This is a genomic window from Cupriavidus sp. 96C5-1 (assembly GCF_057798855.1).
The window spans coordinates 16,849-36,258 of record NZ_JBYOJU010000058.1; the positions used below are offsets into that span (position 1 = coordinate 16,849).

Here is a 19,410-nt window from a genome sequence, read left to right on the forward strand (position 1 = left end):
GGGGAGAAGCGCCAGCCGCTGCGTTGCATCTTTCCTGTCATTCAAATACTATTCGGTATCTGAACACCGAATAGAATATATGAAAACCGCTTTCGTCACAGGATCCACCGGGCTGCTGGGCAGCAACCTGGTAGCCCTTCTGCTCAGCCAGGGGTATGCCGTCAAGGCCCTGGCGCGCGACGCCGCCAAGGCGCGCCGCCAGCTTCCGGCGGATGCCGGCGATCGGCTTTCTGTGGTGGTGGGCGATGTTCGTCAACGCCAGGCCTATGAGGACGCGCTGCAAGGGGTGGACGTGGTATTCCATGCCGCCGCTCACTTCCGCGACAGCTACAAGGGCGGCCGCCACTGGCCGCAGTTGTACGAAACCAATGTGCTTGCCACCGGCCAGTTGCTGGATGCGGCTTATCGGCAAGGCGTACGGCGCTTTGTGCATATCAGTTCCATTGCGGTCTTGCGGGGCGGCACCGGGCAACTGCTGACCGAGGATGATCTGCAAACCGATGTCGGCGCCGTGGACGACTATTACCGCAGCAAGATCGAGGCCGACGAGACGGTGTACCGCTTCGTCGCCGCGCATCCCGACATGCGGGCCTGCCTGGTGCTGCCGGGCTGGATGCACGGGCCGCGGGATGCCGGCCCGACCTCTGCGGGGCAGTTCGTGCTGGACTACCTGCAGGGGAAGTTGCCGGGCGTGATCGACGCGGCCTTCTCGGTGGTGGATGCGCGGGACGTTGCCGCCGTGGCATTGGCGGCGTCCGAGCGCGGCGTGCCTGGCCGCCGCTATCTGGCGGCCGGCCGGCCGCTGCATATGCGGGAGCTGATGGCGGCGATGGAAAAGGTGTCGGGCCGCGCCGCGCCCACGCGCGCCGTGCCGCGCTGGCTGTTGTTCGTGGTGGCTGCAGTCCAGGAATCCTACGCGCGCCTCACCGGCAAGCCCGTGCTGCTCAGCATGGCCACGGTGCGCAATATCGCGCAGGACCACGGGCGGCGGTTCTCGGGCGAACGCATCCAGCAGGAGTTCGGCCTGGGCTTCCGGCCGCTGGAGCAGACCCTGTCCGATGAACTCGACTGGCTCCGCAATCATCGCGATCAGCCGGCTCTGGCCTGAAGCCCCGGCATCCTGCGGGCCGGCGGCAGCACCGTCGCAGTCCTCGCCAGCAGGCTGCGTCCTTTGATGTCCAGGCCTCTCACCAGCCCCCGGAATGCAAAAAGCCCGTGCGGCATTACCGCACGGGCTTTCGAATCTGGTTGCGGGGGCAGGACTTGAACCTGCGACCTTCGGGTTATGAGCCCGACGAGCTGCCAACTGCTCCACCCCGCGGGCCGAAATATACGCGGGTTGGCGGCTAATGGATAGCATTGATTGGTTTTTTTTCGGCGCGATGCCGCTATTGCTGGCATGCGGCACCAAGGTGTCCCGCTCTTTCTGCCATAAAAATGCGGAAAATCGCCGATTTCCGCTTTTCCGGTGGGAAAAGCGGATGGCGCAGGATGCAGCGGGAAGTGGCGGTAACGGCTCAGGCCATATGCGCTCAGCCCGGGTCGCCGCCCGTCTCTTGTTCCGGCGCGAGGCTGAACCGCGCCGACAGGTCGGTCTCCGCGCCCAATGGGTCCTGGGCCAGCACCAGCCCCTTGGCGGTGAGCTTGGTCAGCGTCCGGGCCGCCTGGATCGGGCTGACGCCCGTGGCTTTTGCGACCTGGTACGAGTCCATCGGGGTGCCCGTTTTCTGCAGGGCGGCGAGTACTGCGTGGCGGGTGTCGTGATTGTTGTTCATTTCCGGGAACAGGTTGGATCTGCTCAGACTAGACGGGCTGGCCCGCCGATGCAACCCCACGTTTTCGCGGATCCTGCACCCTAAAATGTTGCGCCGGGGATTTCGCCCGTCAGAATAGAGGGTCTGACGGAAAGCAGACGGAACGCATCGCAACAACAATGCAGCACACACTACTACTGATCGACGGCCTGAACATCCTGCGCCGCGTCTACGAGGCCAACCCCGCGCCGGAGATTCCTGCCAAGGTCGAAGGCGCCGTGCTTTCGGCACTGGCCTCGTTCCGGCGCGCGCTGACCGAATGCAAGGCCACGCACGCGCTGGCGGCATTCGATACCGGCGGCAAGACCTGGCGGCACGCGCTGTACCCGCCGTACCGCCAGCACCGCAAGCCGATGGATCCGGAACTGGCCGAGGTGATTCCCGATTTCCGCCTGACGCTGACGGAAGTCCTGGGCCTCCAGACCGCCGCCATCGACGGCTACGAGGCCGACGACATCATCGGCACGGCCTTCTATCGCTGGATTGCGTCCAAGGAAGGGCAGGTGATCGCGGTCAGCACCGACAAGGACATCCTCCAGCTCATTGCCGACGGCGCGATCGTGCGCAACCACTTCGCCACGCCGAAGAACCAGGAGCAACCCTGGTTCGACGAGCGCTATGTGCTCGACAAGTTCGGTGTCGGCAGCCACCAGCTTGGCGACTATTTCGCCCTGCTAGGGGATAGCTCGGACGATATCCCCGGTGTGCAGAAGATCGGCGCGAAGACCGCGGTAAAACTGCTGCAACGCCATGGCGACCTGGAGACGGTGCTGGCGAACGCGTCACAGGAGCCAGGCATCATCGGCAAGAACCTGGCCGAGCAAGCGGATCTTGCCCGCATTTCGCGCCAACTGGTCTCCCTCAAGACCGATGCCCAGCTGGGCCTGACGTGGAACATGCTGCGTCTTGGCGATCTGCGGCCGGAGTAGCGCCGGCAGTGGCATGGCAGTGGCATCTACGCTGCCCCGGAAGTCACCTCGCCACGCGCGCCGGCCGGCTGGCGGTCGAACAGCGCCAGCTTCAGCGCCACCGACAAGGTCGCCAGCACCGCGAACAGCCAGCCGCTCCACAGCGCCCCGGTCATGCCCGCGGCGGTGATGAACCAGCCGCCCACCGCCGAGCCGAACACCACGCCGACGTTGGCGGCCGAGATGTAGAGGCTGGTGGCGAACTCCGGGGCTTCCGGCGCGGCGGAGGCCAGCCACATCTGGCTGACGATCAGGCCGCTGGTGTGCGCCGCGCCCCACAGCAGGCAGACAGCGATCATGGGCGCAAAGGATGCGCTGCCGCAGACATGGAGCACCAGGTAGGCCCCGCTCAGCACAAGCGGGTGCAGCAGCGCGGTCCTGGCCAGGCTCCTGGCCAGCAGCCTGCCGGCCAGCAGGTTGCCGGCCACCCCCCCGATGCCGAACACGACCAGCAGCGCGCCGATCGCCTCGCCACCCATCCGGGCCTCGCGCGCGAGGTATTCCGCGGCATAGCTGTAGACGGAGAACATGGTGGCGAAGACGCACACGGTCGCTGCCAGATTGAGCCACAGTACCGGCTTGCGCAGGATCGCCGATGGCCGGCCGGGGGCAGCCTGCTGCCCCGGGGCAGCGGGCCCGGGCGTGTCCTGCAGCATCGCCAGCAGGCCGCAGCCTGCCGCGGCATTGACGGCGGCGCAGAACAGGAAGGCGGCTTCGTAGGAGACGCGTGCCGCGATCCAGGCGGTGATCGGCACGCCCAGCACCAGGCCCATGCTGGTGCCGACGAAGGCCATGGCCGTGGCATGCGTGGCCCGCTCTTTCGGGTACAGGGACACGGCCGCCGCGAACGCCAGCGAGAAGAACACCGGATGCAGCAGCGCCGGGACCACGCGCAGCGCCATCAGCGAGCCGAAGTCCGGCGCCCATGCTGACAGTACGCTGCAGGCGGCGAAGACAAAGAGCGAGCCCGCCAGCACCTTGCGGCGGGCAAAGCGCGACAGCCACAGCACCATGAACGGCCCGCACACGGCCACCACCAGCGCGAACAGGCCCACCAGCCAGCCTGCCCGCGCGACCGTGACGCCGTAGCGCGCCACGATGACCGGCAGGATGCCGACCACGCCGAACTCGATGGCGTACAGGCCGAACAGGCCGAGCGCGATAAAGAACAGGGAGCGGCCGGCATTCATGGCTGTTTCTCCGGCGGGCTGCCGAGCGCATGGGCCTGTGTTTCGCCGTGCGGATCCAGCGCGGCCACCACCACCTTGCCCGTTGCCTCGCCGCGCTCCACCAGTCTGTGCGCCAGCCGCAGGTTTGCCGCATCGATGGGATGCAGGGTCCGGCCCAGGGACGGACGCAGCAGACCGGCATCCACCAGCGCGGCGACCTCGTTCAGGATGCGGTGCTGGGCGATCATGTCCGGCGTGCCGTAGAGCGGCCGGGTGAACACCATTTCCCAGTGCAGCGATACGCTCTTGGCCTTGAGCGGCGTGGCGTCCAGGAAGTCGTGATCGTCGATGACGGCAATCCGGCCTTGCGGCGCGATCAGTGCCGCCAGCGCCGGCAGGTGGCGGCCGGTGTGCGACAGCGCCGCGACGTGGGTGACCGGGGGCGCGGCGAGCGCGGCCACCTGCTGCGGCAGCGCCTGCGTGTGATCGATGGCGCAATGCGCGCCCAGCGCAAGGCACCGGTCGCGGCCCTGCGGCCGGGAAGCGGTGGCGATCACCGTGAGGCCGGTGAGGCGCCGCGCCAGCTGGATCAGCATGGAGCCCACGCCGCCAGCGCCGCCCACCACCAGCAGGCTGCCCGCCTGCGCGGGCTTGCCGGGCGCGACGCCCAGCCGGTCGAACAGCACTTGCCAGGCGGTCAGTGCCGTCAGGGGCAGCGCCGCGGCTTGCGCGAAGCTCAGCGTTTCGGGTTTGCGGCCCACGATCCGCTCATCGACGAGATGGAACTGCGCGTTGGTGCCGGCGCGATCGAAGGAGCCGGCGTAATACACAGCCTGTCCCGGCCGGAACAGCGTGACTTCGCTGCCCACGGCCTCCACCATGCCGGCAGCGTCCCATCCCAGCGTCGATACCGCGTCGGGCACGGGCACCAGGCCGGCGCGGATCTTGGTGTCGACGGGATTGACCGAGACCGCCCGTATCGCCACCAGCAGGTCGCGCGGACCGGGCCGGGGCCGCTCGATCTCGGTGTCGTACAGGCTGTCCGTTTCGTCGACGCACGCGCGCTTGCGAAAGGCGACGGCCTTCATGGCAGGGATCCCGCTCATCGCGCCACCGTCCCGGCCGCATAGACGGCATCGCGCAGGTCGGTGACGAAGCGGCCGGACATGCCTTCATACAAGGTGTTGGTGAACGCGACCACGCTCAGGCCGCGGGCGCGGTCGACGAACCATGAGTGCCCGTAGGCTCCGCCCCAGCGCCACGTGCCGGGAGACTCCGGCGAGCCGGCCGCCAGCGGATCGTGCAGCACCGAGAAGCCCAGGCCGAAGCCGGTGCCCGGTGCGTCGGGGGGGCCCCATTCCCCGGTCTGGTTGCTGCCCATCTCGTCCACCCAGGCGGCGGGCATCAGCGGGCGGCCGCCCTGGCGCAGCACCTCCAGCAGGCGGAGCAGGTCGCCGGCGCTGCCAACCATGCCGGCGCCGCCGGAGGGAAAGGCGCCGGCGTCCAGGGCGCGCGCCGGCGCGTAGTGGATGCCGGCCGTGCCGTCGACCACCGGGACCACATCCTGCGCCTGCATGCGGCGCGGTACCGGCGCATCGTTGACATAGGCGGTGGCCAGGCGGCCGGCATTGGCCGCATCCACGAAAAAGCCGGTGTCGTCCATGCCCAGCGGCCCTGTGACCAGCGTGCGCACCGCGTCGCCCAGCGGCGTGTCGCAGGCGCGTTCGATCACGGCGCCGAGCACGTCCGTCGCCAGCGAATAGCCCCAGGCCGTGCCCGGCGCGTAGAGCAGCGGCACGCTGGCGATGCGGCGCAGGTTCTCCGCGAGCGTGATGCCCGGCAGGTCCATGCCGTCCGATACGCCGGCGCGGGCATAAGGCCCGTTGCCGTCGGTTTCGAAAAAGCGGTAGCCAAGCCCGGCGGTGTGGGTCATCAGCTGCCGCACGGTGATGGCGGCGGCGCTGCCGCCGGCCAGCCGCAGCTGGAATGCCGGCAGCCAGCGGGTCACCGTTTCGTCGAGCGCCAGCCGTCCTTGCGCGACCAGCACCATCGCGGCGGCCGAGACGATGGGCTTGGACACCGAGGCCAGCCGGAACAGCGTGTCCTCGCGCATCCGCAGCCCGGCTTCGCGGTCGGCCAGGCCGGCGGCGCGCCGGTGGACCAGTTCGCCATCCCGGGCGACCAGGACGACGGCGCCGACCAGCCGGTGCGCAGCAATGGCCTGATCGATAACGGTATCGACACGCGTGGATAGGTGGGCAGGACGGGTGCCGCCGTCAAGGGCAGGGAGGAGGGAGGACATGGGTAGTTTCCTTCGTTGCAAGAGGTTTCCGGGTGATTTCCGGCTCCTGCAGACGATAAGAAACAATTGACTCGGGAAAAAGTAGGCTACAGTTCCTGATTATCAGGATGAAATTGTCCGGAATGACGGAATGATCCGGAACAAGCGTGTCGAACGTGTCGAACAGATCGGGAATCAGGCGATGCAAGGAGAGTGCCGATGGATAGCCTGAGCGGCTTTACGGTATTTGTGCAGGTGGCCGAGACGCGCAGCTTCGTGGCCGCCGGCCGCCTGATGGGCGTGTCGGCCTCGGCTGTGGGCAAGAGTGTGGCGCGGCTGGAAGAAAAGCTCGGTGCGCGGCTCTTCCACCGCAGCACGCGCAGCATCACCCTGACCGCGGAAGGCGCGCTGTTCCTGGAGCGCAGCCGGCGCATCCTGGCGGAGATCGAGGCGGCGGAGCAGGAGCTTTCCAGCGCCGCCGGGGCGCCGCGCGGGCGCCTGCGGGTCAGCCTGCCGCTGGTCAGCTCGCTGGTGCTGCCGGTGTTGGGCGACTTCATGCGGCAGTATCCGGAGATCGAGCTTGACCTGGACTTCACCGACCGCCTGGTGGACGTGATCGAGGAAGGCTTCGACGCCGTGGTGCGCACCGGCGAGCCTGGCGACTCCCGCTTGTCGGCGCGGCGCCTGGGTGCTTTCCGGATCCTGCTGGTGGCATCGCCAGCCTACCTCGCGCAGCGCGGCGTACCGGCGCACCCGGCCGACCTGACCGGTCACGCCTGCCTGCACTACCGTTTCCCCAACAGCGGCAAGCTGGAGGCCTGGCCGTTGCGGCGCGATCCCGCCGAGCCGGAACCGCACCTGCCCACCTCGATGATCTGCAACAACATCGAGACCCGGGTGAGCTTTGCGCTGCAGGGGCTGGGCATTGCCTGCCTGCCGGATTTCGCGATCCGCGACGCGCTGGCCGACGGCAGGCTGCGCACCGTGCTCGACGGCTACGTGGAGCGCAGCGGCACCTTCCGAGTGCTGTGGCCGGCCAGCCGGCATCCCTCGCCCAAGCTGCGGGTGTTCATCGACTTCCTGGGCGAGCGGGTGTTTCCCGCTGGCGGCGCCGATCGCTGAGGGTTTGCGGCAGACAGCGGCCGTCAGTATGAGATCTTCGCGCTGAGGCTGATCGTGCGCGGATCGGCCGGCTGGATAAAGTCGGCGTACTGGAAGCCCCAGTAGCGCTTGTTGGTCAGGTTGGTCAGCGCCGCGCGCAGCGTCAGGTCCTTGCCGGCCACGCGCGTGCTGTAGCTGGCGCCCAGGTTGAACACCGTATAGCCCCCGAGGCCGATATCGCCGGCCGGCCGCAGCTTGGTCGTGCCCGTGTACTTGCCGTCGAGGCCGAGCCTGAGCCCGGGCACGAAGGGCACGCGATAAGCCAGGCGCCCGGCGAGCACGAAGCCGGGCGCGCCGGCGACGCGGTTGCCCTTGTAGGCCGAGCCCTTGTCGTAGTAGCTGTCCAGGTACATCACGCTGCCACCGGCTTCCCACTGCGACCCCAGGCGGGCGTTCCAGGCCAGTTCCGCGCCCTGGTAGATCGACAGGCCGTCCTGCACGTAGACATTGCTGCCGTTGACGTACTCCGCGCCGCGTTCGATGCGGAACAGCGCGGCGGTGCCGGTCCATCTGCCCTGGTCGGTTTTTGCGCCGATTTCATATTGCTTGCTGCGCAGCGGGTTCAGTTGCTGGCCGGCATTGGCATAGGTCTCGGCCACCGTGGTGCCGCCGTCCAGCGCTTCGACGTAGCTGGCGTACAGCGTGGTGCTCTGCAGCGGCTTGTAGAGCAGCGCCACCGTGGGCGTGACCACGCCATTCTTGCTGTAGGCGGAAGTCGTTGCGCCGCCGCGTGCGTAGCCGTTCTGCTCATAGTTGGTGTAGCGCACGCCGCCCAGGACCGACCATTTCTCGGTCAGCGCGATGGTGTCGCTCAGGAACAGCGCCTTTTGCGAGATATCGCTGGCGCGGTATTCGCTGAAGCCCGTCTGGCTGTAGTAGACGTGCGGGTTGGGCTGATACAGATTGCCTGGGCCCAGTGCGAGCGTCAGGTCGGAGCCGGTGCTGTAGCGGTTGATCTGCTGCTGCCAGGCCGTGCCGGCCACCAGCTGGTGCGAGAACGGGCCGGTGCGAAACCTGCCTTCGACCATGGCCGTCCACTGGCTGAACTGGTGTGCCTGCGAGCCGTCGTAGCGCGAGTCCTGGTAGTCCCCATTGACGCCGGACAGCACCAGCGAGGTTTCATTGCGGCTGCGCGACACCTTGCTGAAGCTGTAATTGGTGCTGACCGTCCAGTCGGGATTGATGCGGTAGCGCAGGCCGGTGCTGTAGAGCTGCAGGTTGGTGAACAGATGCTGGTCCGGGCCCGCGAAGGCGCCGCCGCGCCCGCTCACCACGCCCGGCAGCGAAGCGCCGGTGTACGAATAGGTGGCGAACGTCGGCGTCTGGCCGAAGCTGCGGCGCTCCTGGTAGAGACCGTCGAAGGTCCAGGTCAGGTCGCGGGTGAGGCGGGCGTCCAATCCAAGCGATACCGAGTCGCGCCTGAGGCTGACCGCATTGGACGGCTTGCCTTCCTCATGCGTAACGTTCAGCCGGTAGCCGAACCTGTCGCCTGGACCGGCCCGTCCCCCCAGGTCGACGTGCTGGCTCCAGGCGTGGGTGCTGCGGTAACCCACTTCGACGCTCGCGGTGAAGGTGTCGGTCGGCTTCCTGGTCACGTAGTTGACCGTGCCGCCCGGGTTGGCAAAGCCGTACATGAAGCCGGACAGGCCCTTGAGCAGTTCCACCTGTTCCAACTGCTCATAGGGCAGGGTGATGCCGTAGCCCACATACGGCATGCCGTTGATCTTGTAGCCGTTCTGCCAGTCGAGCTGCAGTCCCCGCACCGTGAGGTAGCTGGACCAACTGTTGTTGGCGTTGCTGTTGTCGGACACCGAGGCGTCCAGGGCGAAGATGTCTCCCAGCTTGGTCACCTGGCGATCGGCCAGGTCTTCGCCGCTGACGATGATGGTGGAGTACGGCGTGTCCAGTTGCGCGCGCGAGCCCAGCGCGCCGCTGCCGACCTTTTTCTCCAGTTGCTGGCCGGATTCCTCCATGGCGCCGGCGCTGACCGTAACGGCGGGCAGGGCCTGTTCCGTCGCCGCGGCCGGTACGGCTTGCGCCAAAGCCGTGCTGCTCCAGGACAAGCCGGACAGCACGATCATCCTGGCCAGGGTGGCGTGTTGGCGAACCCCGGGTGCCTGCGTTTCCCGATGCGTAGCTTTGTGCTCGCTTGTTCTCATTTTTCTTTGGCTTGAGTGTTGATGCGAACGCAAATACGAATCAATATCATTTGCGTCGGCAAGGAGGCGAATAATGCCTACCGGACACAGAATCCGTCAAGAAAAACCGCATCAATGGGAATGCTTTTGCGAGCGGCGGCAGGACGCCGCGCGCGCTGCCAACGGAGCGCGTCGGCCGTGGCTTACTCTTACTGTTGGTTGCGCTGTCGCGCCTGCGCCCGGCACGGTGCGCGCCGCTCGCGCGACAGGCTTGCGGCACGGCTCAGGCGCCGTGCCGCGCTCCGCTCAAGCGGCGGCAGCCTTCTTCAAGACCACATAGAGCATGTCCTTCAACTGCAGCTTTTCCTTCTTCAGGGCTTCGATGGCGGCGCTGTCCGCCGGGGTGACGCCCGTTTCCATATTGGAGATCTGGTGATCCAGGTCGTTGTGACGCTGGAACAGTCGTGAGAAATGCGCGTCCTCCGTCTTGAGGCGGGAGATCAGGTCGCGGAATTCAGGGAACATCAGGGGCTCCAGAGTGGTGGCGAGGAAGGCCGGAGGGCCTTGGGAAGCTTCATTGTTCCACCGCCAGCCATGGCGGGCCTTGACCTGGGTCAGGCGGCGGCGGATCGCCGGCCCTGTTCGCTGGGCGCTACAGCAGCAAGACGGCTTCGACAGGCGCTATGCCACCACGGCTTACTACAACGCCACGCAATGGTTGCAGGGCCCGGGCCGGCGCGTGGAACTGAGCGTCAATCACCGCTTCTGACCGGCGGCGCTATCGAATATCGAAGGCTGCCCCCTATGCCCCCAAGCCTCGCCAGCGTGGCTCAGGCCGCGGCATCTTCCGGCGACGGCGCACGCGCCGCAACTGCCGGTGCGAAGCGGCGGTCCAGCAGCCAGACCATCGCCAGCGTGGCGCCCATCAGCGGGAATACCAGGCCCAGGAGCCCTAGCCCTGCGACCCACGCCCGCATCGGTGGAAGGCTGCGCGGGAATGACGGTGCCGCCAGCGCGCGCGCGGGCCGGCGCTTGAGCCACATGATGAGGCCCGTCACGGCGAGCGCCATCAGGCCCAGCGAGATGGCCGTGCAGGCGATCTGGTTGGCCAGGCCGAAATAGCGCCCCATGTGCAAGGAGGTGCCGTACGAAATGGCCTGGGCAACCGCGCCATAGTCGCCATAGCGAATGTCCTTGAGGACCTTGCCGCTGTACTGGTCGATATGCAGCGTGCGTTCCATCCTGGGATCCGCGGGGAAACAGGACGCGGTGAAGACCCCGGTCGGGGATCCCGGCAGCACCAGCTGGCATCCGCTCGGGACGCCATTGGCGGCCACGATCCCGACGGCACGATCCAGGCTGATGGTGGCGGTGCCGGCTGCCGGCACCGTGCCGCGCGGCACTTTGCTCAGGCCGACGGCCCAGGGGACTTCCGCCAGCGGAAGCGAGTCCATGCGGGGCGCGCCCGGGGTCGAACGCACGCCCGCGTCTCCCCACGCGCCGGGCGGGTTGCCCAGCTGCGCTGCCGTGGCGAGCGCCTTGAACTGCTTGCCCCACGATACGCTCCACGGCAAGCCCGACAAGATGAACGCCACGGCGCCGAGCGCCAGCCAGGCACCGGTCACCAGATGGATTTCCTTCCACCAGCCGCGCCCGCCGGCGGCGTTGCCGGCCAGGAAGGCGCCGGCGCCTTTCGCGCGCAGCCGCGGCCACCACATTGCAAGGCCGGTCGCGATCATCACCAGGGCCCAGCACGCTGCCAGTTCCATCAGCAGCTCGCCGGTCTTGCCCAGCAGCAGCGCGCGATGCAGCAGGCGCACCTGCTTCATCAGGCGGTCTTCCACGCTCAGGCTGCCAAGGTACTCGCCGGTGTATGGGTCCAGATAGAGGCTTTGGCTCTTGCCGGACGGCAGGCGAAAGACAAACTCGGCGCTGGCACGCGGGTCCGGATCGAGGGTGTAGGTGGTGGCGGCCGAACCTTCTGGCGCCTGTGCCCAGGCACGGTCGAGCAGGTCCTGGGCAGGAAGTTTCGAGCCCGCCGGCGCCACGCGCAGCAACCGGGGATAGAGCAGCGGCTCGATCTGCGGCTGGAAGCAGTAGATCGTGCCGGTGATCGACAGCACGATCAGGAAGGGCATGACGAAGAGCCCGGCGTAGAAGTGCCATCGCCACAACATGCGATACGAAGCAGTGGCAGTGGCGGCTGCCGGGGACGGCTGGGCGGCGGCTTTGGGCATGGGGCTGGGCGAGACGACGACGCCGCGGTATTTCGAGGCGCTCAGCATACCGTGGCCCGCGCGGCGCCGGCCTGCGGCCAATGGACGCGCCGCCCTCCCACATCTCGCTCACATGGACGGCATGGTCGAGGCGAGCCTCGCGGCCATCAGCACGACCAGCGCCAGCAGCGTGGTCTCGGCACACAGGCTGCGCATCAACGGCTTGCGTACCCCTTCATCGCCACCCAGCAAGCGGGGCAGCGCATGCCAACGGTTCCAGGCGCCCAGGGCCGCTGCGCATCCCACCAGTATCAGCTTGGCGGCGAGCAGCTGCTCGTAAGTGCCAAACCTTCCCGCAGCGGCGTCCAGCAGCCGCCAGACGTTGAACAGGCCGCTGACGACCACGAGCGTGAGCGCCGTGGCAGCGACCTGGGACAGGCGCAGCATCAGGACAGCGGGCCAGGACGCCGGTGTCCCGGTCCAGCGCAGCAGCAACCGCCACGAGACCGCGACGCTGCCCGCCCAGGCACAGCCCGCGCCGATGTGGATGGCGTGGATGCATGCCGATGCGCTGAACATGCCGTGCTCGGCCGCATGGCCGGTGGCCGCCTTTGCGATCAGGAACAGCAGCAGGCCGGCAGCCGTCGCGCGATGCGGCCAGGCGCCCGGGCCGCCTGGTTTCGCGGCGGCGCGCATGAACGAGGCGGCGCCGGCAATGACCAGGCCAGCCGCGCCCAGCAACCACATGGCGCCGTTGTGCGTATGCAGGAGCACCAGCCAGACCGCGGGCAGGAGTTCGGCCGGCGGCGCGTCCGTCAATGCCAGCGACACCGCCGGAAGGTAGGCCACGAATGCGCCGGCAAGCAGGGCCAGGCAGCTGCGCGCCCATGCCGGCGCCGAGGCCGCGGGCCATGCCGGCGTCAACAGCCAGACGCCAAGCGACGCGCTCAGCGCAATCGATATGGCGCCGCTGAGCCACCAGCTCAATGTGTCCGCGACACCCGCCACTATTTCACCGTGAAGCGATAGCTGCCCTTGCTGCGGTGCCCATCGGTGGAAACCACGTTCCAGTCGACCTTGTAGCTGCCAGCGTCGAGCTTGCCCAGGGGCAATTGCAGGACCCTGGGTGCCGTTGCGTCGACGGTGGCCTTGCTTGCCGTGACGGGTTTGCCCGCGCCGTCAGTCACTTCGATCTTGCAGAGCGCGCCTTCCAGCGGCTCGGAGAACTCGAGCCGCACTTCCTGCGGCGCTGCCTGTGCCGAGTCCGCGGCAGGCGACTGCTTCTGCAGATGGGAGTGCGACCACGCGGTGGCGGCGTAAAGCAGGGCAATGGCGGCGGCACCGGCGCGGAGCATGTGGGTAAGGCGTTGATCTGGCATTGGGGTGGATGTCCTGGAGCGTTAGGTTCTCGGAGGCAGAAGAGATTGTATTCAGTCCTGGATTTTCCCTTGGAAGCGCGGGCGGCCTGCATGCGGCAAATGGCCGCTGGACAGGCCGCGGCCACCTTGCTCGCGCAGGTCGCGGAAAAAATGCGGCAAATTGCCACTCGGCAAGCACTTTCAATCGACTTATTCTGATCCCTGCCAAGCATAGCCGATCTTTTTTTAATGGCTTGCCTGGCAGAGAGATGTCCACCCAACGTCGGTCCCAACAGGAAGGAATCATCATGACGATCAAGATCAGCAAGAAGGAAGCCATTGAAGTGCGCGGGCGCAGCGGCGCCTGTTGCGGTTCCTGCTGTGCGGCGATTGGCGCATAAGCGCATTTCGCCCTTGAAGCGGATGGCCTGAGGCGGCTGTTGGCCCCGGGCCATCCGCACGCGATGGCGACGTGAGACAACGTGGGACGGCATGCATGAAGATAGGGTTCAATTTCTCCTTGGGGACGACTTACCCCCTGGTTACGCAACTGGTCCGGGAAAGGGAGATCGATTTCTGCGAAATCCTTATCGACAACTTTCTGCAGGTGCCGGCCGTGGAGCTTGCCGCCGCATTCGATTGCCCGGTGGCCTTCCACATCATGTTCTCGAAGTACATGGAGAGCGATCAGGCGGCGCTTGAAGACCTGGCGGCGAGGTTGCGCGAATACATCGATATCCTGCGGCCGCTGTACGTGTCGGACCATATCGCAGCATTCAGCCACCTGGGCCGCCATCTTTATCATCTTGCCGAGGTCGACTACGCAGGGGCCTATCGGCAGATCCGCGAACGCACGCTGTGGTGGCAGGAACGGCTCGGGTGTCGCGTCCACCTGGAAAACTACCCGTCGATCATGGACGGCGGCCACGATGCCCCGGCATTCTTCGCGCGGTTGACGAAGGAGACCGGCTGTGGACTCCTGTTCGATATCTCAAATGCCGTATGCGCGCAGCGCAACTGCGGCTTGCCTCTCGATGCCTGGAGCCCCCTGGCTGCCGAGGCAAGGCATTTCCATATTGCCGGATTCACCGGCTCGATACTCTCCCCCAGGCTTGCCATCGACGCACACGATACCGACTTGGCGCCCGATACGCTGGCGTACCTTGAGCGCATCGGGCCTGCCCTGGCATTGCCGGGCCGGACCCTGACCTATGAACGCGACGGCAATATCGAATACGAGGCGATCGTCCGGGATCTGCACCGGCTGCGCACGGCGCTGGCGTGCCCCAAGCCCTCCCATGGCCATGCCGCCGTCAATGCAGGCGCCAGTGAAGACCGCAATGCCAATGTCACCGCTTAACGATACCGATCTGCTCGAGGCCCTGGCCACGCCTGACCTCCAGAAGCGCTATCCACGCGATTCGAAGGCCTTCGTCAGGATCGACACCAGCCTGCGCGCCTACTGGCATACGCTGTTCGATGTATGCCCGGCGTTGCTGGACCTGGCCGGTCCGGACGGACTGGCGATTTTTCGGCCGTTCATGGCATGGGCGGCATCGCGGCGCCTGTCCATGAACTGGGCGTTCTACATCTGGGCTTATCGGTGGCTTGACGGATCGGATTTCGCGGACAGCCTGCCCGACAACCTCGCGGAATCGATGCTGGCCGCCTCGGCGGCCCGCTGGGCTACGGTGGACCGCGGACGCGCCGCGGGCATCGTGCTGGGCGATGCGAAGAGCCCCGGCCTGATCGCCGGATGGAAATGCAGGTCCGTCGACGGTGCGCGTTCGGTCGAGCGTATCGAGCTGGAAGCCCCGCTTGCGCCGCCGTGCGACCGCTTTGGTTTCTTCCTGGTGCCGGGCTTCGCGCTCGAGACGTTTCCCGGATGGTCGCCGATTCCGCTTTGACCCGGCGCCGGCGCCGTCGCGGCTAACGCCCGCCGGCCGCGCGCGCGCCGCGCTCGGGCCACGGGTCCGAGAAGCGCTTGTCCTCGAGGAATTGCCTGTCCGTAAGGGATTGCAGGAACGCGACCATATCGTCGAGCTCCTGCGCCGTCAGCTCGAATCCCTCGATGAATTCACTGCGCAGCGGGTTGGGCGGTCTGCCGTCGCGGGCGGCCTTGCCCCGCTTGGCATAGTGGTCCCTGATCACTTCCTGGAGCGTGGCGATCGATCCGTCGTGCATATAGGGCGCCGTGACCGCGACATTGCGCAGCGACGGCGAGCGCATCTTGCCCTCGTCGGCCGGATTGCCGGTGAACTCCCGGATGCCATGGTTGTCCGGCGGGTACAGGCCGTTGCCGTCAAGGTTGTACAGGCCGGTGTTGTGATAGCCGATTTCCGGGAAGGCCAGCCTCGCGTGCCGGTTATTGTCGGTGAAGTTGAATCCCCCATGGCAATGCGCGCACTCCATTCTCTCGCTGAAGAACAGCGTCTCGCCGCGCTTGGCGGCAGCGCTGATGGCGCCAGGCTCACCGCCATACTTGTATTGGTCGTAGGGCGAGTTGAAGGTGAGCAGCGTGCGCTCGAACGAAGCCAGCGCCCTGGCGATCGACGACAGGCTGACGGGGTCGGCCTGCCCGGGAAACGCAGCGGCAAACAAGGCGGGGTAGCGTGGTTCCGAGCGCAGCCGTTCGAGCATCAGCTGTTCCCGGCCGGCCATCCCCATCTCCAGCGGTGTTTCACCGAACAGGGGCACCAGGACCTGCATCTCGAGCCGGGTCAGGTTGGGGTTCGCCCAGGTCAGCACGGGGAAGTAGGCGACGTTGCCCAGGCTCATGGCATTGCGCACGCCCTGCGTGCCATGGACGCCGAGCGCCAGCTTGCGGCCATCGGTGAATCCCTTCGCCTGGAGATGGCAGCCCGCGCATGCGGTCGAGTCGTCCACGGACAGGCGGCGGTCATAGAAGAGGTGCCGGCCCAGTTCCACCTTGGCCGCGGACATCGGGTTGTCAGGCGGCACCACCGGCGGGGGGACCCAGGCCGGCAGCTTCCAATCGTATTGCGCCGCAGGCCCGGCGGCGCCTGTCAGGCAGGTCAGCGCGAGCGCGCAGAGCAGGGCGGAAAGCACTGGGTACTTCATTGGCTATCTCGCCTTGCCGGGCCGGAAGAAGCGCTGCCCGCCTGCCGCCTGATCCTGGAAGGCCAGCCCGAAGGCCGGCATGAGCCGGCGGCAATCCGCGTCGTCCGGGCCGGCCATGCAGCCGGGCGCCGAGCCCGGCGTGTTGATATCGATATTGGTGTCGCGCAGCAGGGCGGCAAGATCGATGATCACGTGCTGCGTATCGGGGTCGAATGTGTCGAAGCGGACGGTGACGCGGTTGGGCCGATGGCAGGCCGCAGGCGCGGCGGTCGCCGAGGGGGAAACGCACTCGCTGCTGCCGAGATGCACCGGGAAGCCGGCGGCGCGCTGGTGCGTTGGCGTGCTGCCGCCTTGCGCCTGCCCGCTTGTCGCCATGTCGATCTTGACGAACTTATAGCCTGCCTGCCAGCTCCAGAACATCGCCGTCAGGTTCAGCGGCGACGGCGCCAGGGTGGGGTCAGCATGGTTCAGCGCGGGTGGCACGCCGAGCGTGAACTGCAGGCCACGATAGACCCCAGGCGGAATGTGGCCCTCGATTCTGTCGTGCAAGCCGGGATTGCCATTGCGGCAGGGCCCCGTGCCGTTTTCGAAGTCGAGCAGGGCAACGTCCCTGTACTGCCAGCGGCCGTCCTGCCCGAGCGTGAGATTCACCGCTTGTCCGGCGGCATCGATCAGGGCAACCTCCGAGATATACAGCCGGAAATCGGAAGGGGTGATGCGCGATGCCGTCGTGCCGATGCCGTCGTAGCTGCGGCCGCACTCGAACGGCTCCTCTCCCACGCGTGCATCGAACTGTAGCGTGACCGGCCGGTTCGGCGCAGCCGGGATGCCACCGCCGCAACCCGACAGGGCGGCCGCCAGGAGGGCACCGCTTGCCCATGCGTATTTCATTGTCGTTCCCTTTCCCTTTAGAAGGAGGCGGTCAGCGCGATCTTGGCATTGCGGCCCACGTCGGCGACGCGTGCGATCGCATTGCCGGACTGGTAGGAGAAGTAGCGCTTGTCGAACAGGTTTTCTATGCCGAAGTCGACCTTGAGCATATGCTTCGCGGCAGGGGGGTACCAGGTCATGTACAGATTGTGGACGGCATATCCGGGCCGCCGGCGCAGCAGGGTGGAATCGTAGTCCTGCGCGGCCACGAACTGGCTGTTCCACTGCAGGGCAACCCGATACTGCGGCAAGGCCTGGCGAATACCGAGCACGAGCTTGTCGGGTGGTGAATAGAGGTATGCGCCCGTGCTGTCGTCCGTGGTCCTGACGCGGCTATAGGCGGCGCTCAGGTCCAGGTTGCCGACGCGGTACAGGCCCTCGATCTCCGCGCCGCGGCTCCTGGCATCGGTGACGTTCTGGTACTGCGTAATGGTGCCGGTGCCCGAGAACGGCATGCTGCGCGCATAAGTGCCGACCACCGTGCTCGAGATCAGGTCCTTCACCCGCGACGCGTAGACGGAGCCACGCAGGCGCACGCTGTCATTGCCGGCAAGAATGGCGTTGCGATGGAACGACGCGCCCAGCTCCAGCGTTCGCGCGGTTTCCGGCTTCAGGTTCGGGTTGGCGGCGAAGTTGAACAGGTAGTTCCTGCCGGAAAGGTTCTGGTATGCCTCGCTGATCGAGGGCGCACGGTAGGCTTCGCCATAGCTCGCGAACAGCGTCGCCTGGGGCACGGGCTGCCAGCTCAGCGCCAGCTTGGGCGAGACATGATGGTTCGAGGACTGGCCGGATGCGCCGGTATCGACGGCGGTCTCGAAACGGTCGCCCCGCAGGCTGGGAGTGAGCTTCCAGGCCTTGCCCAGGCTGATCTCATCTTGCAGGAAAGCGCCGATCACCCTCTGCGTTCCATCGGGAATCACGGGGTTGGCAGCGCCCGCGCTGGCGGCGGATTGATGGTCGCGATAGTAATCGATACCGTACGTGACCCGCTGCCCGATGGTTTGCCCGCCGAAGCGAAGCGATTGCTGGAGGCTCGCGCCGGTGGTGTCGGTCACATTGGCCGTGGCCGGCAAGCCGGGGAACAAGGCATTGCGCTCGGCGCTCAGGCTGAGCCGCGTGTGATAGAGCGTGACGTCGAGATCCGGCTTGCCATCCTCGCCAGCCAGGGCGGCCTTCAGTACGGTCTGCTCCTGGTTGATGCGATTCATCTGGACCGGAATCGACGATGGCGTGCCGAGGCTGCTGTCAGCCTCCGGGTTGTTCGGACGGTAGCTGCCCGCCTGGTAGAACTGGTGGGACAGGTCGAAGCGCAGCCGGTTGCCGGGTTGCAGGCCCAGCTTGAACAGCCCGCTGCCGGCATGGCCGTCATTCGGCCGCAGGGTCGTGCCGCCGCCCTGGCGGATGCGGCCCGTCTCCGTATAGCCGAACGCCGCGATGGCGTCGACCATGCCTGCCTGGCCGTAGAATCGCGCGTTGTAGTGAGGCGAGCGGTCGGCCGACGCGTACGCCGTCCGCACGTCGGCGCCGGCGTGCTCGTCCGGCCCTAGCAGGTCGCGCGCGGTGAGGGTCCTGAACACCATGGCGCCGCCGATGCCGCCGCTGCCGTACAGGGTGGACGTCGATCCCCTGACCACTTCCGCCTGGCGAAGAAAGAACGGGTCGGCATACAGGGGAGACGCAATGCCGGGGGACGCATTCTGGCGGGCGCCGTCCACCAGCACGATGATCTCCTTGCCGGTAAAGCCGCGTATGCCGGGGATCTGGCCTTCCGGCCGCGGCCCACCGCCGAAATCCACATTGGGCAGTGTCTTCAGGACGTCCGATACCGAGTAGGCCTGCCTGTCCTCGAAGTCTTCGCGGGTGACGACGCTGATCGACGCAGGGGTCGACGACAGCGGGTTCTCCGTGCGCGTCGCGGAGACGACAACCGGGTCGAGCGTTGCCGCCGACGGCGCGAACGGCGCCGCCTGGGCGCCGGCGGCGGGCGTGTGGGTGCCTATGGCAGTGGTGATCGTGCAAGCCAGCACGGTGCGGACCGTCATCGTCTCTCCCTCTTTTTTATACCGGGGAAATATATAGAGATGGCACTTTGTGTGGTATGCGGCATATGGCCGCGTACTTTTCGTGCGCTGGCGAAGACTGGCGGAACGACGCTCCTGCCTGCGCGCCCCGTCGAACACCACGCTACCGGGCACGGCATCACCCCCGCGAAACGCGTTCCACGCGCCAACACGCCGGGCCACATCCACTTCTCATCGGATAGCCGCACCGCCTTCGTGACGCTGCACGACACG

Annotated in this window: 19 protein-coding genes and 1 tRNA gene; 7 read left to right on the forward strand and 13 right to left on the reverse strand. The window is 66.9% G+C overall.

The window, feature by feature from the left end; translation table 11 throughout:
• Nucleotides 1-79 precede the first annotated feature (79 nt).
• Complete coding sequence (locus AC3FOF_RS39305; protein WP_276267992.1) at nt 80-1,108, forward strand: SDR family oxidoreductase; 1,029 nt, start codon at nt 80-82, stop codon at nt 1,106-1,108.
• A gap of 137 nt (nt 1,109-1,245) precedes the next feature.
• On the opposite strand, the gene AC3FOF_RS39310 is transcribed toward AC3FOF_RS39305, so the two are convergent.
• Together AC3FOF_RS39310 and AC3FOF_RS39315 are read right to left on the reverse strand one after the other, a co-directional pair.
• Nucleotides 1,246-1,321 (reverse strand) — tRNA-Met (locus AC3FOF_RS39310).
• 211 nt (nt 1,322-1,532) lie between these two features.
• Entirely contained in the window at nt 1,533-1,775 is a 243-nt protein-coding gene (locus tag AC3FOF_RS39315) for a MarR family transcriptional regulator (protein ID WP_017226723.1), read from the reverse strand.
• A 158-nt stretch (nt 1,776-1,933) separates the two neighbouring features.
• Here AC3FOF_RS39315 and AC3FOF_RS39320 point away from each other — a divergent pair, with 158 nt between their 5' ends.
• Nucleotides 1,934-2,743, forward strand: coding sequence for a 5'-3' exonuclease (locus AC3FOF_RS39320; protein WP_488729692.1), 810 nt, complete (start codon nt 1,934-1,936; stop codon nt 2,741-2,743).
• Nucleotides 2,744-2,769: 26 nt separating this feature from the next.
• On the opposite strand, the gene AC3FOF_RS39325 is transcribed toward AC3FOF_RS39320, so the two are convergent.
• Genes AC3FOF_RS39325 through AC3FOF_RS39335 form a run of 3 tightly spaced genes read right to left on the reverse strand, consistent with a single transcriptional unit; the run spans nt 2,770 to nt 6,253 of the window.
• Nucleotides 2,770-3,972: an MFS transporter gene (locus AC3FOF_RS39325; RefSeq protein ID WP_488729693.1), complete on the reverse strand. Its 1,203-nt coding sequence runs from the start codon at nt 3,970-3,972 to the stop codon at nt 2,770-2,772.
• On the reverse strand, nt 3,969-5,039 hold the full coding sequence (locus AC3FOF_RS39330) for a zinc-binding alcohol dehydrogenase family protein (RefSeq protein WP_488729694.1): 1,071 nt from the start codon (nt 5,037-5,039) through the stop codon (nt 3,969-3,971). The genes AC3FOF_RS39325 and AC3FOF_RS39330 overlap by 4 nt, the downstream gene beginning before the upstream one ends.
• A gap of 14 nt (nt 5,040-5,053) precedes the next feature.
• Entirely contained in the window at nt 5,054-6,253 is a 1,200-nt protein-coding gene (locus AC3FOF_RS39335) for a serine hydrolase domain-containing protein (protein ID WP_488729695.1), read from the reverse strand.
• Between the two features lie 198 nt (nt 6,254-6,451).
• Here AC3FOF_RS39335 and AC3FOF_RS39340 point away from each other — a divergent pair, with 198 nt between their 5' ends.
• Entirely contained in the window at nt 6,452-7,354 is a 903-nt protein-coding gene (locus AC3FOF_RS39340; RefSeq protein WP_017225467.1) for a LysR family transcriptional regulator, read from the forward strand.
• 23 nt (nt 7,355-7,377) lie between these two features.
• Here the strand turns inward: AC3FOF_RS39340 and AC3FOF_RS39345 are convergent, their stop codons facing one another.
• Nucleotides 7,378-9,552, reverse strand: coding sequence for a TonB-dependent siderophore receptor (locus tag AC3FOF_RS39345; protein WP_488729696.1), 2,175 nt, complete (start codon nt 9,550-9,552; stop codon nt 7,378-7,380).
• Nucleotides 9,553-9,837: 285 nt separating this feature from the next.
• A complete protein-coding gene (locus AC3FOF_RS39350) occupies nt 9,838-10,056 on the reverse strand; it encodes an HP1242/YdcH family protein (protein ID WP_017225469.1) in 219 nt (72 codons plus the stop codon).
• A gap of 52 nt (nt 10,057-10,108) precedes the next feature.
• On the opposite strand from AC3FOF_RS39350, the gene AC3FOF_RS39355 reads away from it, so the two are divergent.
• Complete coding sequence (locus AC3FOF_RS39355; RefSeq protein WP_017225470.1) at nt 10,109-10,300, forward strand: hypothetical protein; 192 nt, start codon at nt 10,109-10,111, stop codon at nt 10,298-10,300.
• Nucleotides 10,301-10,361: 61 nt separating this feature from the next.
• On the opposite strand, the gene AC3FOF_RS39360 is transcribed toward AC3FOF_RS39355, so the two are convergent.
• From AC3FOF_RS39360 to copC, 3 genes are all read right to left on the reverse strand, one after another.
• Nucleotides 10,362-11,768 (reverse strand): PepSY-associated TM helix domain-containing protein, encoded by a 1,407-nt coding sequence (locus AC3FOF_RS39360; protein WP_488729697.1) that lies wholly within the window; start codon nt 11,766-11,768, stop codon nt 10,362-10,364.
• A 108-nt stretch (nt 11,769-11,876) separates the two neighbouring features.
• The gene (locus tag AC3FOF_RS39365) at nt 11,877-12,734 is read right to left on the reverse strand and encodes a copper resistance D family protein (RefSeq protein ID WP_488729698.1); all 858 of its coding nucleotides are present in this window, start codon (nt 12,732-12,734) and stop codon (nt 11,877-11,879) included.
• Between the two features lie 20 nt (nt 12,735-12,754).
• Entirely contained in the window at nt 12,755-13,126 is a 372-nt protein-coding gene (gene copC / locus AC3FOF_RS39370; RefSeq protein WP_063637331.1) for a copper homeostasis periplasmic binding protein CopC, read from the reverse strand.
• A 287-nt stretch (nt 13,127-13,413) separates the two neighbouring features.
• On the opposite strand from copC, the gene mbnA reads away from it, so the two are divergent.
• The 3 genes from mbnA to mbnC all read left to right on the forward strand — a co-directional run bounded on the left by mbnA (nt 13,414) and on the right by mbnC (nt 15,012).
• Nucleotides 13,414-13,506, forward strand: a complete 93-nt coding sequence (gene mbnA, locus AC3FOF_RS39375; RefSeq protein ID WP_017225281.1) for a methanobactin — start codon at nt 13,414-13,416, stop codon at nt 13,504-13,506.
• A gap of 95 nt (nt 13,507-13,601) precedes the next feature.
• The gene (mbnB, locus tag AC3FOF_RS39380) at nt 13,602-14,465 is read left to right on the forward strand and encodes a methanobactin biosynthesis protein MbnB (RefSeq protein WP_488729699.1); all 864 of its coding nucleotides are present in this window, start codon (nt 13,602-13,604) and stop codon (nt 14,463-14,465) included.
• Entirely contained in the window at nt 14,452-15,012 is a 561-nt protein-coding gene (gene mbnC, locus AC3FOF_RS39385) for a methanobactin biosynthesis protein MbnC (protein WP_488729700.1), read from the forward strand. Before mbnB ends, mbnC begins: the two co-directional genes overlap by 14 nt.
• Before the next feature lie 22 nt (nt 15,013-15,034).
• Here the strand turns inward: mbnC and AC3FOF_RS39390 are convergent, their stop codons facing one another.
• Genes AC3FOF_RS39390 through AC3FOF_RS39400 form a run of 3 tightly spaced genes read right to left on the reverse strand, consistent with a single transcriptional unit; the run spans nt 15,035 to nt 19,158 of the window.
• Complete coding sequence (locus AC3FOF_RS39390; RefSeq protein ID WP_488729701.1) at nt 15,035-16,186, reverse strand: MbnH family di-heme enzyme; 1,152 nt, start codon at nt 16,184-16,186, stop codon at nt 15,035-15,037.
• Nucleotides 16,187-16,189: 3 nt separating this feature from the next.
• Complete coding sequence (locus tag AC3FOF_RS39395) at nt 16,190-17,077, reverse strand: MbnP family copper-binding protein (RefSeq protein ID WP_276264233.1); 888 nt, start codon at nt 17,075-17,077, stop codon at nt 16,190-16,192.
• 17 nt (nt 17,078-17,094) lie between these two features.
• Complete coding sequence (locus AC3FOF_RS39400; RefSeq protein WP_488729702.1) at nt 17,095-19,158, reverse strand: TonB-dependent hemoglobin/transferrin/lactoferrin family receptor; 2,064 nt, start codon at nt 19,156-19,158, stop codon at nt 17,095-17,097.
• Nucleotides 19,159-19,410: the final 252 nt, after the last annotated feature.

What these genes read in the sequence shown, in the direction of transcription:
- AC3FOF_RS39305 (WP_276267992.1), top strand. Translation starts at nt 80, where the DNA reads ATGAAAACCGCTTTCGTCACAGGATCCACCGGGCTGCTGGGCAGCAAC.
- AC3FOF_RS39315 (WP_017226723.1), bottom strand. Translation starts at nt 1,775, where the DNA reads ATGAACAACAATCACGACACCCGCCACGCAGTACTCGCCGCCCTGCAG.
- AC3FOF_RS39320 (WP_488729692.1), top strand. Translation starts at nt 1,934, where the DNA reads ATGCAGCACACACTACTACTGATCGACGGCCTGAACATCCTGCGCCGC.
- AC3FOF_RS39325 (WP_488729693.1), bottom strand. Translation starts at nt 3,972, where the DNA reads ATGAATGCCGGCCGCTCCCTGTTCTTTATCGCGCTCGGCCTGTTCGGC.
- AC3FOF_RS39330 (WP_488729694.1), bottom strand. Translation starts at nt 5,039, where the DNA reads ATGAAGGCCGTCGCCTTTCGCAAGCGCGCGTGCGTCGACGAAACGGAC.
- AC3FOF_RS39335 (WP_488729695.1), bottom strand. Translation starts at nt 6,253, where the DNA reads ATGTCCTCCCTCCTCCCTGCCCTTGACGGCGGCACCCGTCCTGCCCAC.
- AC3FOF_RS39340 (WP_017225467.1), top strand. Translation starts at nt 6,452, where the DNA reads ATGGATAGCCTGAGCGGCTTTACGGTATTTGTGCAGGTGGCCGAGACG.
- AC3FOF_RS39345 (WP_488729696.1), bottom strand. Translation starts at nt 9,552, where the DNA reads ATGAGAACAAGCGAGCACAAAGCTACGCATCGGGAAACGCAGGCACCC.
- AC3FOF_RS39350 (WP_017225469.1), bottom strand. Translation starts at nt 10,056, where the DNA reads ATGTTCCCTGAATTCCGCGACCTGATCTCCCGCCTCAAGACGGAGGAC.
- AC3FOF_RS39360 (WP_488729697.1), bottom strand. Translation starts at nt 11,768, where the DNA reads ATGCCCAAAGCCGCCGCCCAGCCGTCCCCGGCAGCCGCCACTGCCACT.
- copC (WP_063637331.1), bottom strand. Translation starts at nt 13,126, where the DNA reads ATGCCAGATCAACGCCTTACCCACATGCTCCGCGCCGGTGCCGCCGCC.
- mbnA (WP_017225281.1), top strand. Translation starts at nt 13,414, where the DNA reads ATGACGATCAAGATCAGCAAGAAGGAAGCCATTGAAGTGCGCGGGCGC.
- mbnB (WP_488729699.1), top strand. Translation starts at nt 13,602, where the DNA reads ATGAAGATAGGGTTCAATTTCTCCTTGGGGACGACTTACCCCCTGGTT.
- mbnC (WP_488729700.1), top strand. Translation starts at nt 14,452, where the DNA reads ATGTCACCGCTTAACGATACCGATCTGCTCGAGGCCCTGGCCACGCCT.
- AC3FOF_RS39390 (WP_488729701.1), bottom strand. Translation starts at nt 16,186, where the DNA reads ATGAAGTACCCAGTGCTTTCCGCCCTGCTCTGCGCGCTCGCGCTGACC.
- AC3FOF_RS39395 (WP_276264233.1), bottom strand. Translation starts at nt 17,077, where the DNA reads ATGAAATACGCATGGGCAAGCGGTGCCCTCCTGGCGGCCGCCCTGTCG.
- AC3FOF_RS39400 (WP_488729702.1), bottom strand. Translation starts at nt 19,158, where the DNA reads ATGACGGTCCGCACCGTGCTGGCTTGCACGATCACCACTGCCATAGGC.